Annotated in this window: 15 protein-coding genes; 10 read left to right on the top strand and 5 right to left on the bottom strand. The window is 46.3% G+C overall.

Features of this window, described 5'->3' with window-relative positions:
- Positions 1-302 precede the first annotated feature (302 nt).
- From RA178_RS00310 to RA178_RS00285, 6 genes are all read left to right on the top strand, one after another.
- On the top strand, positions 303-1,226 hold the full coding sequence (locus RA178_RS00310) for a pirin family protein (protein ID WP_306684041.1): 924 nt from the start codon (positions 303-305) through the stop codon (positions 1,224-1,226).
- Positions 1,227-1,508: 282 nt separating this feature from the next.
- Positions 1,509-2,555, top strand: a complete 1,047-nt coding sequence (locus RA178_RS00305; protein ID WP_306684039.1) for a sensor histidine kinase — start codon at positions 1,509-1,511, stop codon at positions 2,553-2,555.
- Positions 2,556-3,239 carry a response regulator transcription factor gene (locus tag RA178_RS00300; RefSeq protein ID WP_306684037.1) on the top strand — a complete coding sequence of 228 codons (684 nt, stop codon included), beginning with the start codon at positions 2,556-2,558 and terminating at the stop codon, positions 3,237-3,239.
- A gap of 32 nt (positions 3,240-3,271) precedes the next feature.
- Positions 3,272-3,973: a potassium channel family protein gene (locus RA178_RS00295; RefSeq protein WP_113941209.1), complete on the top strand. Its 702-nt coding sequence runs from the start codon at positions 3,272-3,274 to the stop codon at positions 3,971-3,973.
- A gap of 1 nt (position 3,974) precedes the next feature.
- Positions 3,975-5,339 carry a TrkH family potassium uptake protein gene (locus tag RA178_RS00290; RefSeq protein ID WP_306684034.1) on the top strand — a complete coding sequence of 455 codons (1,365 nt, stop codon included), beginning with the start codon at positions 3,975-3,977 and terminating at the stop codon, positions 5,337-5,339.
- A 620-nt stretch (positions 5,340-5,959) separates the two neighbouring features.
- Entirely contained in the window at positions 5,960-7,930 is a 1,971-nt protein-coding gene (locus tag RA178_RS00285) for an RNA/DNA-binding domain-containing protein (RefSeq protein WP_263206959.1), read from the top strand.
- 112 nt (positions 7,931-8,042) lie between these two features.
- On the opposite strand, the gene RA178_RS00280 is transcribed toward RA178_RS00285, so the two are convergent.
- From RA178_RS00280 to RA178_RS00265, 4 genes are all read right to left on the bottom strand, one after another.
- Positions 8,043-9,227 carry a BaiN/RdsA family NAD(P)/FAD-dependent oxidoreductase gene (locus RA178_RS00280; RefSeq protein ID WP_306684032.1) on the bottom strand — a complete coding sequence of 395 codons (1,185 nt, stop codon included), beginning with the start codon at positions 9,225-9,227 and terminating at the stop codon, positions 8,043-8,045.
- Positions 9,228-9,421: 194 nt separating this feature from the next.
- Entirely contained in the window at positions 9,422-10,438 is a 1,017-nt protein-coding gene (gpsA, locus tag RA178_RS00275) for an NAD(P)H-dependent glycerol-3-phosphate dehydrogenase (protein ID WP_105250843.1), read from the bottom strand.
- A gap of 4 nt (positions 10,439-10,442) precedes the next feature.
- On the bottom strand, positions 10,443-10,928 hold the full coding sequence (secB, locus tag RA178_RS00270; RefSeq protein WP_006083777.1) for a protein-export chaperone SecB: 486 nt from the start codon (positions 10,926-10,928) through the stop codon (positions 10,443-10,445).
- 295 nt (positions 10,929-11,223) lie between these two features.
- Positions 11,224-11,658 (bottom strand): rhodanese-like domain-containing protein, encoded by a 435-nt coding sequence (locus RA178_RS00265; protein WP_105253030.1) that lies wholly within the window; start codon positions 11,656-11,658, stop codon positions 11,224-11,226.
- A gap of 267 nt (positions 11,659-11,925) precedes the next feature.
- Between RA178_RS00265 and gpmM the strand changes: the two genes are divergently transcribed.
- From gpmM to RA178_RS00245, 4 genes are read left to right on the top strand one after another with little or no spacing between them, the layout of a single operon-like run.
- Positions 11,926-13,470, top strand: a complete 1,545-nt coding sequence (gene gpmM / locus RA178_RS00260; protein WP_306684028.1) for a 2,3-bisphosphoglycerate-independent phosphoglycerate mutase — start codon at positions 11,926-11,928, stop codon at positions 13,468-13,470.
- Between the two features lie 10 nt (positions 13,471-13,480).
- Entirely contained in the window at positions 13,481-14,614 is a 1,134-nt protein-coding gene (locus RA178_RS00255; RefSeq protein ID WP_113941204.1) for a murein hydrolase activator EnvC family protein, read from the top strand.
- 32 nt (positions 14,615-14,646) lie between these two features.
- Complete coding sequence (locus tag RA178_RS00250; RefSeq protein ID WP_105250840.1) at positions 14,647-15,855, top strand: S41 family peptidase; 1,209 nt, start codon at positions 14,647-14,649, stop codon at positions 15,853-15,855.
- A gap of 9 nt (positions 15,856-15,864) precedes the next feature.
- Complete coding sequence (locus RA178_RS00245) at positions 15,865-16,620, top strand: divergent polysaccharide deacetylase family protein (RefSeq protein WP_306684025.1); 756 nt, start codon at positions 15,865-15,867, stop codon at positions 16,618-16,620.
- Here the strand turns inward: RA178_RS00245 and RA178_RS00240 are convergent.
- Positions 16,595-17,050 carry an Rrf2 family transcriptional regulator gene (locus tag RA178_RS00240; RefSeq protein ID WP_105250838.1) on the bottom strand — a complete coding sequence of 152 codons (456 nt, stop codon included), beginning with the start codon at positions 17,048-17,050 and terminating at the stop codon, positions 16,595-16,597. The two genes, RA178_RS00245 and RA178_RS00240, sit on opposite strands and share 26 nt — an antisense overlap.
- Positions 17,051-17,061: the final 11 nt, after the last annotated feature.

Below are 17,061 nucleotides of genomic sequence, written 5' to 3'. Positions count from 1 at the left end.
AGATAAAAGTCCCATTCACGCGGGCTCAGTCACACATTCGTACTTGAATTAGGCTATCAAAGGCTATCGAAGGGCAATTTGAAGATCCTAAAACACGTTAAGTTAACCACTAAAAAGTGCAGTTGCCCTCTATCAGGTCACTGCCACAATTTGCAAAATCGACTGGAATACCCGAAGCTAAAACCTTCGGCTCGAATGCAATATGAGATCACCCCCATGCGAGATTCTAGGTTCACACTTAGCTGCGCTGAACCGAGCCAAACTGAACTGAGCATGCCCTAGTAATGGAATAAGGAGCGAACATGAGTGAACTACAAGCACAGTTTTATGGTGGCCCTAAGGAATGTCCTATTGAAAATGGCCGCATTCAAGCTCAACGGATTGCCCCAAAAATCAGTGATGTCGGCGGCATACCTGTCGCACGGGCTATTCCACAAAAAGAGCGCCGCCTTATCGGCCCTTGGTGCTTTCTCGACCATATTGGCCCAATCACCGACGGCCCGCAGTTAAACGTCGGCCAACATCCACACATTGGATTGCAAACCTTTACTTGGATGCTCGAAGGCGAAATCATGCACAGGGACAGCCTCGGCAGTGCTCAAGTGATCCGCCCAAAACAAGTTAACCTGATGACAGCCGGACACGGCATAGCCCACACCGAAGAGTCGATAGCGGGTCATCACACTATGCACGCAGCCCAACTATGGATAGCCTTACCACTAGAGCACAAAGATACCACTCCGAGATTCGATCACTATCCCGAGCTACCGGCTTGGCACGAGTCAGGCGTCGAATTCACCCTACTGATTGGCAGTTGGCATCATAAACAGGCGCCCACATTACACTTCTCACCTATCGTTGCCATAGATCTGTTTGCCGCCCATGACGCTGAACTCACTCTGAATCTCGACCCTAGTTTCGAATATGCCCTCATGCCACTGGAAGGCCGCTTCCAAATCGAGGATGACAGTTTTGATAATAACCACCTCGCCTACCTTGGCATGCTACGCGAAACCATCACCATAAAACTCGAGGCGGGTTGTCGCATACTGCTAATTGGCGGCGCGCCATTGGCTGATCCTGTCAGCATTTGGTGGAACTTTGTTGGCCATAGCAAAGATGAAATAGTCAAAGCACAGGCCGATTGGGAAGCCGAAGATCCCCGCTTCGCCGCCGTTACTGGCTATAGTGGCAAACGCTTAGTGCCCCCACCAATACCTTGGTGATGCTTAGCTCAATGACGGGCAAGTCAATGATTCAGGGTTAGTGGTGGATAAGCGCTTTGGCAACATACGTAAGGGCCTGCGCCAGGGTTAAGGCTTACAACATAAGTGTATGCGGTAAGCCTTATCATTTACCCAAAGTGTGATGTGAACAAGCTCGATTTGCCTAAGCTAAGTGCAAGCTAAGCCACTCACAAGGTTACAAATTTTACGACATTTTTACGCGCTATCTTAAAATGCCTTTGCTAAAGTACAGGCACTTTCTTTATATGCGTCTTTCTATTCATGACTTCATCCATAGCGGCTCCCATGACACAATACTGGCGTTCGCACCCGACTTTATTTACCTTCATAGTGCTAGTGACGGCCATTTTCAGCAGCGCCTTTATCGATCACTTTTCAAACTCGACTATCGCCGTACTGCTGATTTTACAATTGGCCGTAGTGGCCGTAGCCCTACAATGCAACGCCAACTTGGCCTATTTTGCGGCAGTGTTTGAGGCGACCAGCTTTAATTTTCTATTTACCACACCACGTTATTCACTCCAGATGTTTAATCTTGAGGACATTCTCAATCTCAGTGTGTTTCTGCTTGTCGCCCTCACCACCAGCAAATTAGCCGAACACTATCGACGTCAGCAAGATGCTCTCGAACAAGCTCAGTTACGCAACAGTATTTTGCTGTCGGTTTCCCACGATTTACGCACCCCACTCGCCACTATCATAGGCACGCTCACCACCTTAAAGGAATACATGCCTAAGCTCAGCCCAGACCAAAAGGATGAGCTGATTGATAGCGCGGCGGCCGAAAGCCATCGCCTGCACCAATATATCGAAAACCTGCTGCAAGCCACTAAGTTACAACACGGCGCACTCAAGTTTAGCTTGAGTGAAGACGCAATAATGAATGTATTGCACCAAGCTATTGCCCGTTTTCCAGCCACGCAGCCGCGCATTATCATCAAGAGTGACGCCGATCTACCGTCACTGATGATATGCAGCTCATTGATTGAACAAGCTATTTTCAATGTATTGGATAATGCGCTGCGCTATTCGCCTTCTGATAAGCAAGTCATAGTAAAAGCGTATCAGCAGGGCGATGCGTTACTGTTAGATATCCAAGATGAGGGTCTTGGCATAGAACCCGCTCAAGCGCAGGCAATTTTTGAACTCTTTTATCGCCAGCATCCCTCAACCGATAGCGGCTCGGGCCTTGGGCTTGCTGTTGCTAAGGGCATAATTACCGCCCATGGTGGCCAGATCAGCGCCGAACCTGTCTCTCATGGCAGCCTTATTCGTATCGCATTGCCAATAAAAAAGGGAGAGGAATAAATGGCTTATAAGGTGCTAGTTGTCGATGACGAAGCGCAAATCCACACTTTTATGCGGATATCGTTAGAAGCGGAAGGATTCGAATATCATGGCGCCGCCTCGATTGCGTCAGCCCTAGCGCAATATCATGCGCAGCAGCCACATGTGTTAGTGCTCGATCTTGGCCTACCCGATGGTGATGGCATCAGCTTGCTGCAAACCTTACGTCAGAGTGACAAAGTGCCGGTGCTTATCTTAACCGCCCGCGATCAAGAGGAAGAAAAAATTCGTCTTTTGGAAGCTGGCGCCAATGACTATCTCAGCAAGCCATTTGGGATCAGAGAGTTAATCGCTCGCATCAAGGTTTTAGTCCGCGACTTAGTTGATGAACCGCCACTAAGTGATTTACTGCAGTTTGGCGCACTTAAGTTGCAAAAAAGTACCCACCAGCTTTGGCTCGATCAGCAAGAAATCGCCTTAACCAAAAAGGAGTTTGCCCTGATGGAGACCTTAATATCTCACCCTGGTCAGCTCGTTAAACAAACTGAATTACTGCGGGATATTTGGGGTAAAACCCATCAAGAAGACAGTCATTATCTGCGGATCTTAGTCAGTCAGTTACGTAAAAAACTCAATGACAGCAGCGAGCAGCAGCTCATTAAGACAGAAGCGGGCCTAGGTTATCGCTTAACAAACAATAGATAAGCATTTGTTATAAAATAGAAAAGGATATTTTAATGGCACATTTTACCGTTATTGGCTTAGGGCGATTTGGTGTCGCCGCTAGCCTAGAATTGATCCACTTAGGCCACACGGTCACTGGCGTGGATAGTGACCCTAAAATGGTGGAAAAATACGTAGAAGACTTAACCGAAGCGGTTATTTGTGATTGTTCCGACGAAGCCGCACTTCGTGAGCTAGACCTCGCAAACAGTGAAGCCGTTCTGGTCGCAATTGGCGAAGATATGCAATCAAGTTTGCTGTGCACCTTGGCGCTCAAGAATCTAGGCGTAGAAGTCATTTGGGTCAAGGCCAGCACTAAAGCCCATCACACTATCGTCTCTAAACTCGGCGTCGCCCGCATCATACATCCAGAGGAAGAAATGGGCATACGTGTCGCCCAGTCACTCAACTATCCTATGGTGAACAATTTCCTGCCGATTGGTGATGGTCTCTATGTGGTCGAAATCCATATCAAGCCTCACCTTGATCAAACCACTGTCAGCCAACTCCTCGGCGCTGCACAGGATGATGTTAAAGATGATGTAAAAAGCAATGTGATACGCAATCCTAAAGGCAAAGTCGCCGCCATTATGGTTAAGCGAGATCTGACGGTTTTCAGCAAAATTGATAGTCAATTTATCCTGCAAACGAATGACGCCTTACTGCTCTGCGGTAGCCGTACTGAGCTCAAATACCTAGCGCCAAGGTTGGTGTAACTTGGTTCAATGGCATCCCTCCATCATGGCGATTGAGCATAAACCCAAATCGAGTAAAAAGTTGTTAGGCGCACCGCCCTTTATCCTAAGCGTGAGCTTTGCATTGTTGATCATCTTAGGCACTTGCTTACTCAAACTGCCCATAGCAACCGAATCGTCTATTACCTGGCTACAAAGTCTGTTCACGGCCACCTCGGCGGTAACAGTAACAGGGCTGGTTGTTGTCGATACTGGCACAGTCTTTACGCCCTTTGGGCAAATCGTCATAGCGCTGTTAATTCAATGCGGTGGACTTGGGCTGATGACCTTCGCCATTGTCACCTTGATCGCCATTGGCGGTAGAATTGGTTTTTTACACCAAACAGTCGCGAAAGAGGCTTTTAATCAAACAGATACATCGACTCTAGTCTCAACGGCAAAATCAGTGTTAGTGTTTTCCTTATTGGTTGAAGCCGTAGGCATGGCCATTCTTTCAGTGTACTGGAGTCAGGAACTCGGTTGGCAAACCAGCTTATTCCACGGTTTTTTCTACACCATCAGCGCCTTTAACAACGCAGGTTTTGCCCTCAGTGCCGACAGCCTAATGCCCTATGTTGCCGATCCTGTCATTAATCTCACCATCACGGGCCTGCTCATCATAGGTGGCCTCGGATTTTCGGTGTGGATAGATCTTCGTAGGAACAAGCGTTGGTCAAAACTCAGCGTTTACAGCCGCATGATGATCACAGGCACTATGATTATCAACGCCGTCGCCGTGATTGCGATTTACTTTATTGAGTACAACAACCCCAATACCTTGGCGCCCTTAAGCGAACTCGGCAAATGGTTAGCCTCATGGTTTCAAGCCGTAACCCCGCGCACCGCAGGCTTTAATACCCTAGCAATTGACCAACTCGAAGACGCCAGTACCTTGCTCATACTTGTGCTGATGTTTATCGGCGGTGGGTCCCTCAGTACCGCCAGCGGCATTAAAGTCGTCACCTTTATGGTGCTGATTTTGGCCACTTATGGTTATTTACGCCGCGACGAAGCCATTTATGTGTTTAAACGGGAAATCCCCAAAGACACTGTCAGCAAAGCCTTGGCGCTAACCATGATCTCCATTGGCGTCACTTGGCTAGCCATCTTCGCACTGGTATTAAGTGAAAACGCACCGTTAATTGATATCGTCTTTGAGGCAGTGTCGGCACTGGGCACAGTCGGTTTGTCCCGAGGTCTGACAGGCAACTTAACGATTCTAGGCCAAGTCATCATCATTTTTATAATGTTCATGGGTCGCCTAGGCCCACTCGTACTCGCCTACTTCCTCGCCAGCCCAAGGACCAAGAAACTGCGCTACGCAGAAACCAAACTGGCGATTGGGTAAATTAATTAGTTGGACGGCAGGCACTGCAAGTCAGTGCCGCCCTTCGAGTCTGTTCACCGCTATAACACCCGTCCGTTTCTTTTAAAAGAACTATTCCGATAGGCTATTCGATGGCTTCATGCCATCGAAAACCATATCAGTGGCACTCTATCTCAGAATTCCCCCAACTGAGTCATTCTTTCTAAGCCACCCATTGTGATCACCTTGAAAAACGACGAAAGCACTCCCGCCATATATCTAAATATCTGATGGCATAAGCTATCCATTGATTACCCACTTCAACCTTTATCCGCTATAGTGGATGTTGCATAATATTCCATTGACCAAACTCCAGCTAACTCATTGCCAATGAATAAAAAACTCACCTTCGCTCTATCAAAGTTCGACTTTTAGACCTTAGCAGAAATACGCTTGGTGATAGCACGAAAGATACTGTAGGTTATATTCCATACTATCAGTGGCTTTGTTTTTATTTGTAGCAGTTAAACCCATTAGTAGAATAAGAAAAGCTAAGGTTTGAATGAAGACTGTTGCTAATTAAGCAAGAACTTTGAGTTGATCAATAACTGAAGCTAATAAGTATGTTTATTAACTAAAAAGTCGGGTGGTAAGCGATAGATATGTTTCAAATACAGGATTTAGTCGACCTTCAAGCCTTATCAGAGTCAGCGGAGTTGGAATTTAAATTGGCTCAAGGACAAGATGGTAAAGGTAAATTACCTGATGATTTTTGGCCAACTTACAGCGCAATGGCCAATTCTCGTGGTGGCTATGTTGTTCTCGGTGTGCGTGAGAAAAAAGGACAACTGACATTAGCTGGGATTGAAGATATAGAGATTGTTCACAAACAATTGTTTGATATCGCAGGGAATAATGCCAAAGTAAACATAAACTTACTGACAAATGATAGTGTTCAAACGGTGAACATTGAAGGAAAATCACTACTAGTTATAGAAATTCCAACAGCTCGTCGTGACCAAAAGCCTATTTATCTGAAAAATCAGCCTATGAAGGAGACTTACACTCGTCTACACGAAGGTGATCACCGCTGTAGTGAAGAACAGGTTAAGCGTATGATGGCAGAGCAGGTAGAAGATAGCCGAGATGATAAAATTCTCACTGGTTTTGACTTCTCTGATATCGACATGGACAGCCTCAAAGCATACAAGAACTTATTTTCAGTTGCTAAACCGCAACATCCTTGGCTGGAATTAGACCTTTTTGAACTGTTTAAAAAGCTGGGTGGATGGAGAAAAGATCGTCAGACGAACGTTGAAGGTATAACGTTAGCTGGAGTATTGATGTTTGGTACTTGGGATGCCATTCAAGACGCTGTTCCGAATTATTTTGTTGACTATCGCGAACGAGATGAAGCCAGTGTTGAGCGTTGGGTGGACCGCCTGTACCCCGATGGATCTTGGTCTGGAAACGTGTTTGATTTCTATCGTCGTACATACCGGAAATTGGTCACGGACTTAAAAGTACCATTTGAACTTCAAAATGGTATTCGCTTGGATGATTCAAAAGCCCACGAAGCTATTCGTGAAGCATTAGTGAATACGCTTGTTCATGCAGATTACACAGGACGAAGCTCCATCCTTATCGTAAAGCGACCTGATTTATTTGGTTTTCGCAACCCAGGGTTGATGCGTGTCCCCCCAGAAATAGCAGTAAAAGGTGGTGAAAGCGATTGTAGAAACCGCAGGATGCATCAAATGTTTCTGATGATTGGTGCGGGAGAGCGTGCTGGTTCAGGAATTCCCAAAATATATAGTGGATGGGAATGGGCAAAGTGGCGAACCCCGAAGTTGTACGAAAAATATGAACCGTCAGAGCAAACTCTCTTAGAGTTATCGACCGCAAGCCTTATTCCAGAAGAAGTAACTCAGTTGTTAGCGGTTAAGTTTGGCAACACCACCTTTTATTCACTCAACGAACTTGAGCAGATGATTGTTGTAACCGCAGCAATTGAAGGCTGGGTAAACCACGAACGAGCTTGTCAGCTAACCAGCAAGCATTCTCGTGATGTTACGCTGGCTTTACCTAGACTAGTCGATAAGGGCTTTCTTGTCGCAAGTGGAAAGAAAAGAGATAAGTCATACAGCTTACCAGGAATGGAGTTGCCATCCCCAGAGGAAGTTTTCTCTAATGCGTTAACTCCTATAAATAACTTAACGCATAACGCCAGAAGCTTAACGCATAGCATTGGTAACTTAACGCATAACAACAGTAATGCTATTGATTCGAACGAAACTAGAGATGATAAAGGCAGGTTTATCAGTTCTTTAATTGACAAACCATTTGTCGATAGCCTTGATGTGCTAAGCAAATCATTTCGACAAGAACTTAACGCTTTAGCTGCTCCTGCAAGAGAACAGCGTCGATTAGATACAGTTACGATGAAGTCACTGATTTCTGGCCTCTGCCAAGAACATTACATCTCTGTTTCTGTTTTGGAAATGATATTAGATCGTAAGCCTCAGAGCTTACGACAAAATTACTTGAAGCCTATGATTTCAGAAGGGTTGCTAAAAATGGCGTTTCCTCATAAGCCTAATTCACCAAAGCAGGGGTATACCACGGCGGACTAATTTTACGTTAGGAATCGACTTTTAGTATAAGTAGGTTTATATCTCTAACATCAATAGGCGGAATTACAACTAAGTAAATCTACTTTGTCTTCGTTCTAATTCCCTACTTAAACTATACAGCTTGCCCTGCGGCGACGCCGGATGCCCAGGCCCATTGAAAATTAAACCCGCCTAACCAACCACTTACGTCCATGACTTCACCGATAAAGTAGAGTCCTGCGACTTTGCTGGCTTCCATGGTTTTAGATGACAATTCATTACTATCAATACCACCTAAGGTCACTTCGGCGGTGCGGTAACCTTCAGTACCGTTCATCAATATTGTCCAGCGGTGTATATCATCCACAAGTTTTGCGCGCTCGGCGTGAACTAGCTGATTTAACGCTTTGTTCAACAGGGCTTCATCGAATAGCACTTCAACCAAGCGTTTCGGTAACCATTGACTTAAGGTATTACGCAGACTCTGTTTAGGATGCGCCGCTAGCTGTTGCTCTAGCAATTGCGCCAAATCCATATTCGGCAAGAGATCGATTTCTATGGTTTCGCCCGCTTTCCAGTAGTTGGATATCTGCAAAATGGCGGGGCCAGATAAGCCGCGGTGAGTGAATAGCAGCGCTTCGCTAAATGCAGTGCCATCTTTGGCGGTAATGCGGCTCGGAACAGCTATACCCGACAAGGGTTCGAAACGAATTTTATCTTCACTATGCCAGGTAAAAGGCACCAGACCCGCGTGAGTTGGCAATACTTTGAGGCCAAACTGCTCGGCCAGTTGATAACCGTAAGGCGTGGCGCCGAGTTTAGGCATGGATAAGCCGCCCGTGGCGATAACCAGTGAGTCGCAGCTCAGTTCGCCGTTAGAGGTATTGAGCTCAAAGCGCCCAGCCTCAGTCTTTTTAACTGCCAGAATATCGGTGCGCAGCTTAATCGTCACGCCCGCCCATTCACACTCGGTCAATAGCATAGTGACTATCTCTTTGGCCGAGTCATTGCAAAACAGTTGGCCGTGATCGCGTTCATGGTATTCAATGCCGTGACGCTCGACCATTTCAATAAACTGCTGCGACGGATAACGCGCGAGTGCCGATTTAACAAAGTGAGGATTGCCACAGAGGAAGTTAGCGGGCTCGACTTTAAGGTTGGTAAAGTTACAACGCCCGCCGCCGCTGATGAGGATTTTACGCCCGGCTTGCTTGGCATTGTCGAGTACGAGTACATCACGGCCTCGGTAACCCGCGGTCGCTGCACACATCAATCCCGCAGCGCCGGCTCCGATAATAATGACATCATGACGTTTCACGCTCTTACTCCACACAGATAAATTGATTGGTATTGGCTGCCAACGGGCAATTTGATAACTCGCGAACCTTTAGCAAGCAAGTCATGCAACAGCTAAACGGAGCAAAGATAAGCTCAAACGCTAGGCATAAAAAAGGGCGCTATTTTAGCACCCTTTCCTTTATTCGGCATTACAGCATCATCACGGCTCGCGGTTTATTGCGTAGGCGTTTCTGATTTCTTCTCTCTGCTGAGCAGCTCTTTAGCAGCATCGACCGGCGCTTTGCCTTGATACAAGACTTGGTAAATCTGCTCAGTGATTGGCATTTCAACCCCGAGGCGTTTCGCAAGCGTAAACACTTCTTTGGTATTGCGATAACCTTCAACCACTTGGCCGATTTCAGCCTGTGCTGTCATCACATCACAGCCTTTACCTAAGGCTAAACCGAAACGACGGTTACGGGATTGGTTGTCGGTACAGGTCAACACTAAGTCGCCTAACCCCGCCATGCCCATAAAAGTGGCCGCATTGGCCCCTAAGGCTTCGCCTAAACGCGTCAATTCAACTAAACCACGGGTAATCAGGGCTGTTCTGGCATTGGCACCAAAGCCGATACCGTCGGACATGCCCGCACCAATCGCGATCACGTTCTTTACCGCGCCGCCAAGTTGCAGTCCGGTAAAGTCGTCATTGGCGTAAACCCGCAAACGTTTAGGGCTATGTAACAGCTCGACGAGATCGTTAGTGAACGTAGGACAAGTGCCCGCAACCGAAATGGCCGTAGGTAAACCCATGGCTAATTCTTTCGCGAAGGTCGGCCCAGATAACACCGCCAGCGGATATTGCTCACCTAACACATCACGGGCCACATCTTGCAGCAAACGTCCGGTTTCAGGCTCGAGCCCTTTCGTTGCCCATACGATGCGCGCATCGCTACGGAGTAACGGTTTAGCTTGCTCAAGCACAGTACCAAACACATGGCTTGGCACGACCACTAACACATTGTTGCTGGCGGCTAAGGCTTTGGCTAAATCGGCTTCGATCTGTAAACAATCAGGAAACGCAATACCAGGCAAAAAAGCTTGGTTGCACTTGTCTTGAGCGAGCGTTTGCATGTGGACAGGATCGTGTCCCCATAACAAGGTCTTATGACCGTTGCTGGCTAAAGAAATGGCAAGGGCGGAGCCATAAGAGCCCGCCCCTAATACCGTGATATCGGCAGAGTTTTTCATGTAATTAAGCGTTAGCTTCTTCGGCAGCTGGTGCAGTCGCAGCAGCTTGACGTTGTTGCACGTATTGGGCAAACAGCGCGTCGAAGTTAACAGGTGCTAAGTTCAGTTGTGGGAAAGTACCACGACCGACTAAGCTGCCCACGGTTTCGCGAGCATATGGGAATAGGATGTTAGGGCAGTATGCACCTAATGAATGGGCCAATTGTGGCTCAGTCAAACCAGTGATAGAGAAGATACCGGCTTGTTGTACTTCACATAAGAAAGCGGTATCGCCACCGTTTTGTGCAGTCACAGTTAAAGACAGGACAACTTCATACACATCATCAGCTAATTTAGCGCTGCGCGTGTCTAAATCTAACTTAACTTCTGGGTTCCATTCTTTTTGGAATACCGCTGGGCTGTTAGGCGTTTCGAAAGACACATCTTTAGTGTAAACACGTTGGATGTTGAATTGTGGGGCTTGTTGTTCGTTGTTTGCTACTTCAGCCATAATTTCCTACCTATCCTATCAATGTTGTATCGGCTTTTCGTTGAAAGCCAATTATTATTTGAAAGCCAATTACTATATGAACGTAAATTGGCTCGGGGCTTATGTTACTCAAGGCCTATATCAGATCTCGGTATCATCCCAACTTGTACCCATATTCGGGTATCGATCGAACCAGTCTAAAAACTTACATTAAGCCCTTAGCGACCGTAGGATCAGTATGCCAAACAATGATGACTTTATTACTGCACTATCCTGTGGATTGAGTGCAGCTTAAATCATAACTGCCGCCGACAACTTATCTTTTGCTTTTTGAAACAGGCATATTTGCTGCCTGCCATTCACCCATACCACCTTTCAAGTTGTACAGGTTTTCAAAACCTTGCTTACTCAAAAGCTGAGCGGCTTGAGACGAGGTCATGCCAGCATTGCATACCAATATAATGGGACTGGCTTTATACTTTTCAAGGGCTGATATCTGATTATTTTTAATATCGGCGAGCGTAACGTTAAGTGCATCAACAATATGGCCCTTGCGGAACTCGTCATTCGAGCGCACATCAACCACTTTAGCATCCTGTCTATTCACCATAATCGTTAATTCTTGATGAGAAATACTTTTGATTTTTGACATGCTCGATTTGATGATACTCGCGACAAGCACAACAAATAATCCCACCCAAGCCAGACTGAGCATTGAGTGAGCTTTAAAAAATTCGATATATTCTTGCATGATGATTGCTCGCATAAATGGCGAAAATTCGATAAGGGCACAGAGTATACCGATTGCCTTGGCAGAATGCAGCAGTTTAGTCACAGTTCGAGATCGCACTTTTAGTGCAATTGACTCTGTACTTGTCACAAGCCATTCACAGAATCGGGCGAATTAGTGATTCGATGACCTTAATCGGGGTAAAGCGCTTTTTCATACCCCGCTAACGTAGTAATATTTGACCAATTTCAGATTTCTATCGCTTCTATAAAACTTAAAGGTATCACTATGACGACAGCTAAACGTCCGCTCGCGTTGTTGATCCTCGATGGCTGGGGCTACCGTGAAAACACGCATAATAATGCGATTTTCCACGCCAAGACTCCGGTACTCGATCGTCTCAACGCTAAATATCCCCATAGTTTGATTTCAGGTTCTGGCTTAGATGTTGGCTTACCTGATGGCCAGATGGGAAATTCTGAAGTTGGCCATATTAACTTAGGCTCTGGCCGTGTGGTTTATCAAGAACTCACTCGTATCAGTAAAGCCATTGCAGATCATGAGTTTGAAAAAAATCCTGCACTATGTGATGCGGTAGACTCAGCCATCAAAGCTGGCGGAGCTGTGCACATTATGGGCTTGCTTTCTCCCGGTGGCGTCCACAGCCATGAAGAGCATATCGAAGCTATGTGCCGTATGGCCGTTGCGCGCGGTGCAACTCAGGTTTATCTGCACGCTTTCCTCGACGGACGCGATACGCCACCGCGCAGCGCTAAGGGCAGCTTGAGCCATTTTGATGATCTGTTTACTACATTAGGCCATGGCCGTATCGCATCGATTATTGGTCGTTACTTTGCTATGGACAGGGATAATCGTTGGGATCGCGTGTCGCAAGCCTACGATTTAATCACCCAAGGCAAGTCAAAATTCCAATACGACAAGGCCGTTACAGCATTAGAAGCGGCTTACGAACGTAACGAAAACGACGAATTCGTTTCTTCATCGGCGATCACAGATGCCAACGGTCAAGTTGCGACCTTAAAAGACGGCGATGCCCTGATTTTTATGAACTTCCGTGCTGACCGCGCCCGTCAAATCACCCGTAGCTTTATTCACCCAGACTTCGATGGTTTCGAACGCGCTGTAATGCCGAAAATGCACTTCGTCACTTTGACTGAGTATGCTGGCGACATCACAGCACCTATCGCTTATCCATCTGAAAACTTAGTGAATACCTTAGGTGAAGTGCTGCAGAAACAAGGTCGTACTCAGCTGCGTATCTCTGAAACTGAGAAATACGCCCATGTGACTTTCTTCTTTAACGGCGGTAAAGAAGAGCCATTCGAGGGAGAAGATCGCATCCTAATCAACTCGCCTAAAGTGGCAACTTACGATCTACAGCCTGAGATGAGTTCAGCTGAGCTGACTGATAAGTTAGTCGCAGCAATTGAATCAACTAAGTACGACGTGATTATCTGTAACTACCCCAATGGTGACATGGTTGGCCACACGGGTAATTTCGATGCCGCCGTTAAAGCTTGTGAAGCTGTCGACGCTTGTATCGGCCGTGTGGTTGATGCGCTGGCGAAAGTGGGCGGAGAATGTATTATTACCGCCGACCACGGCAATGCCGAGCAAATGACCGACGAAACCACAGGTCAGGCTCACACGGCCCACACCAGTGAACTCGTGCCTTTCGTCTTTGTTGGACGCGATGCGACCATAGATGAAGGTGGTAAACTCAGCGATGTTGCACCTACCATCTTGACCTTGATCGGCGAAGCCATTCCAGCTGAGATGACGGGCAAACCCTTAATCCACATAAAAGAGTAACCGTTACCTAGTGAGCACTCGACTCCTTGTTAAAGCCAGCATTATTGCTGGCTTTATGATGTTATCTTTCTCGGCACACGCTTCTGATTTGGAGAAGCGTAAGTCCGAGTTAAAATCAATCCAAACGCAAATAAATCAACAACAAAGCGCATTAAAAACCACCAGTAAACAAAGAGAAAAACTGCTGTCATTGCTGCGTAGCGATGAAGAAGCGATTGCGTCAGCTGCCAAAAAAGTCAACAGCACCAAAAATAGCTTAGCGCAAATCGACACTAAACTTGCCGAGCTAAAACAACGTCAAGATGAGTTAGAAACGCTTAAGGTGACTCAACAACAAACACTGTCGAAACAGCTATCGAGCGCCTATCTTGCCGGTAATCACGATTACACTAAGATGATGCTTAATCAGCAAAGTCCCGCCACTATCGAGCGTATGTTGGCTTATTACCAATACCTCAATAAAGCGCGGATGAAGTCGATCAACGAATTAAAGCAAACCTTGACCGAGCTAGATGAGATCAAGGTGTCGCAAACGAGTAAGCAAAAGCAATTAACCAAACTCGTGGCCGAACAACAAGTACAAGCTAAACGTTTGAGCCAAGAGCAAGATCAGCGTCAACTGACCATCAAAGAGCTGCAACGCACCTTAAATTCTAAGGGTGCAGAGCTTGAGCAGTTGCAAATTGAAGAGGCCAGCTTAAAGCGCGTCGTTGAACAAGCGCTGCGGGCCATGAAAGATAATCCCTCGATGGAAGGCTTTGGTAAACAAAGTGGCAAACTTAAATGGCCGACAAAAGGTCGTGTGAGTGCTAGCTTTGGTAGCCAACGTTCCGGTCAAGTCGTGTGGAAAGGCACTATGTTGTCTGCACCAGAAGGGCAAAATATTCGAGCCGTTTCAGGTGGTAAAGTCATTTATGCCGACTGGTTACGCGGTTTTGGTCTTGTCATGGTCATCGATCACGGTAAAGGTTATATGAGTCTTTACGGTCACGCTCAAACCCTACTAAAAAGCCCTGGTGAGATGGTAAAAAGTGGTGAAGCGATTGCTTTAGTCGGACGTTCAGGTGGGCAGAGCGAGCCTGGCCTATACTTTGAAATAAGGCACAAAGGGCAAGCCGTCGATCCAGCGAAATACTGTCGCTAATCATAACGGTCCCCTTATCACAGGGGACCGTTATGAAATACATGATCCGCTATATCAGTTGCGTTGGATTAGGTCTCACTTTAGGCCTATCCATCAGCCTCTCCAGCCAAGAGAATGCTAAATCCTACCGCGACAACTTTGACTATCCATTACTACAAGATGTACTTGAAACGGTTGAAACTTACTATATCAAAACCGTTCCCAAAGAAGAGCTAGTGCAAGCCGCCATCAAAGGCATTTTTGAACATCTCGACCCCTATTCCAGCTTCCTGAATCATCAAGAATTACTCGATCTTAAAGATTCGAATCGCGGCGAGTATTTTGGTTTCGGTTTCGAAGTCGCGGCCCAAAAAGACCACATCAGCATCATAGCCCCCTTTGCCCATTCTCCCGCAGAGCAAGCGGGAATACGTGCGGGCGATATTATTATTAAACTTAACGACACCCTAGCGACTGAAACGAATCTAGCCGATATCCTTACTGAAATAAAAAGACATAGTCTCAATAATCAGAGTATTAACTTAGAGCTAAAACACAGTAATGACGATGCCACCTTTAAAGTGTCACTCAAGCCAAGCAATATCACTATAGAGTCGGTCAGCACTCAACTGCTTGATGGCAATATTGGCTATGTCAGATTAAGCAACTTCCAAGAAAACTCTACCGAAGATATGGTGCGCTCGCTCAGCCAATGGCAAAACAAACCACTCACAGGACTTATCTTAGATCTACGTAATAATCCCGGCGGCCTACTCGACCAAGCAGTTAAAATTGCGGATCTATTTCTCGCCAAAGGACGCATAGTCTCGACCTCTGGCCGCTTCTTCGACGCCAACTCTGACTACTATGCCTCACCGCAAACCATGCTGACTAACGTGCCTATGCTAGTGTTAATCAACAAAGGCTCGGCCTCTGCATCCGAAGTTCTCGCCGCCGCATTACAAGAAAATGGTCGTGCTAAACTCTTAGGTGAGACCAGTTTTGGCAAAGGTACAGTACAAAGCCTGATCCCCATCTTAGAAGATGGTAATGCGATTAAACTCACAATTGCCCAGTACAATACTCCTAGAGGTGAAAACATTCACAACATTGGGATCATCCCCGACATAAAAATTGCCGCCGAAACTGGTTCCGGCGTTGGTAATTTAGCTATAATCGACGCCCTATCAGCCCATGCATCACTGGCCCAAGATCATCAAGTGACCTCTGCCATTGCATGGATACAGCACCATGATGAATAAGAAGAAATTGTGCGCTTACTTTATTCCTTAGCCCTATTGGCCCTAAGCATTTCTCAAAGCTATGCAGCCCAGCTTGCACTCATTATTGATGACATAGGTTATCGTCATACAGATAAAGCCGTGCTGGTACTGCCCAGTACAGTAACACTCTCAGTATTACCTCATACCCCACTTGGCAAAGAACTCGCTAACGCAGGACACCAAAAAGGCCACGAAATTATGCTACATCTTCCCATGCAGGCGCTTAATGGTAAGACATTAGGTCTGGGGGGGTTAACCAATACGATGACTGAGGCACAAATTCGCACCAGTGTTATTGATGCGATTAACAGCGTTCCCTTTGCCAAAGGTGCCAATAACCACATGGGGAGTCTATTAACTCAACTGGACGATCCCATGCTCTGGGTCATGGAAACACTCAAACAAAAGCAGCTGTATTTTGTCGATAGTATGACAACACGATTCACTAAGGCAGGGGATAACGCAGATAAGCTAGGCATTCCTTTACTAAAACGCCAACTGTTTCTAGACAATGATACTAGTGCCAATGCACTCGAGAGACAATTTAACTTAATGATAAGTCAGGCACATACCCAAGGTAGCTTGGTGGCGATTGCCCATCCTTATCCAGAAACTATGCGCTTCTTAGAAGCTAACCTACACAGACTTAAAACCGAGGGGATTGATCTAGTGCCAGCATCGAGTTTGCTCCCCATCGGTATTGCACTTAAAAGTGGTACTAATCCAGTTGCAGTACTGAAATAGAAAAGTCTGGCAGCAAGGCGACTAACTCATCACGGTTACTCACAATATCCAGCAAAGTATATTGATCCAGCACATTCAAATAAGCTTCAACAGCCTGGGCTAACACGCCTTTAAGCTTACATGCTGGTGTAAATCGGCAGTAAGGTTTGCTGCAATCAATCGGGGCGAGTGAATTTTCTAACACTCGAACTAACTGGCCTAGGTTAATCTCACTCGCAGGCTTGCCCAAACGGAAACCGCCCATCTTACCGCGGATGGTTTCAAGGTAACCCATCTTGCCTAAATGATGCACTATCTTAGAGACATGATTTGGTGACAGATCAAATACCTGCGTAATTTCAGCAATCCTAAATAAAGTTGTTCTATCTGGCTGAACCGCTAAATACATCAGGGTACGAACGCCAAAATCGGTATAACGAGTTAACTGCATATTTCACCTGT

This window comes from Shewanella oncorhynchi (assembly GCF_030848765.1).
Classification (GTDB): domain Bacteria; phylum Pseudomonadota; class Gammaproteobacteria; order Enterobacterales; family Shewanellaceae; genus Shewanella; species Shewanella oncorhynchi.
Note: the sequence above shows the minus strand (reverse complement) of the source record. Positions and strands in the feature narration are given on the sequence as shown.

Coding starts and splice junctions, on each gene's coding strand:
- RA178_RS00310 (WP_306684041.1), top strand. CDS start 303: ATGAGTGAACTACAAGCACAGTTTTATGGTGGCCCTAAGGAATGTCCT.
- RA178_RS00305 (WP_306684039.1), top strand. CDS start 1,509: ATGACTTCATCCATAGCGGCTCCCATGACACAATACTGGCGTTCGCAC.
- RA178_RS00300 (WP_306684037.1), top strand. CDS start 2,556: ATGGCTTATAAGGTGCTAGTTGTCGATGACGAAGCGCAAATCCACACT.
- RA178_RS00295 (WP_113941209.1), top strand. CDS start 3,272: ATGGCACATTTTACCGTTATTGGCTTAGGGCGATTTGGTGTCGCCGCT.
- RA178_RS00285 (WP_263206959.1), top strand. CDS start 5,960: ATGTTTCAAATACAGGATTTAGTCGACCTTCAAGCCTTATCAGAGTCA.
- gpsA (WP_105250843.1), bottom strand. CDS start 10,438: ATGAAAAACTCTGCCGATATCACGGTATTAGGGGCGGGCTCTTATGGC.
- secB (WP_006083777.1), bottom strand. CDS start 10,928: ATGGCTGAAGTAGCAAACAACGAACAACAAGCCCCACAATTCAACATC.
- RA178_RS00265 (WP_105253030.1), bottom strand. CDS start 11,658: ATGCAAGAATATATCGAATTTTTTAAAGCTCACTCAATGCTCAGTCTG.
- gpmM (WP_306684028.1), top strand. CDS start 11,926: ATGACGACAGCTAAACGTCCGCTCGCGTTGTTGATCCTCGATGGCTGG.
- RA178_RS00250 (WP_105250840.1), top strand. CDS start 14,647: ATGAAATACATGATCCGCTATATCAGTTGCGTTGGATTAGGTCTCACT.
- RA178_RS00240 (WP_105250838.1), bottom strand. CDS start 17,050: ATGCAGTTAACTCGTTATACCGATTTTGGCGTTCGTACCCTGATGTAT.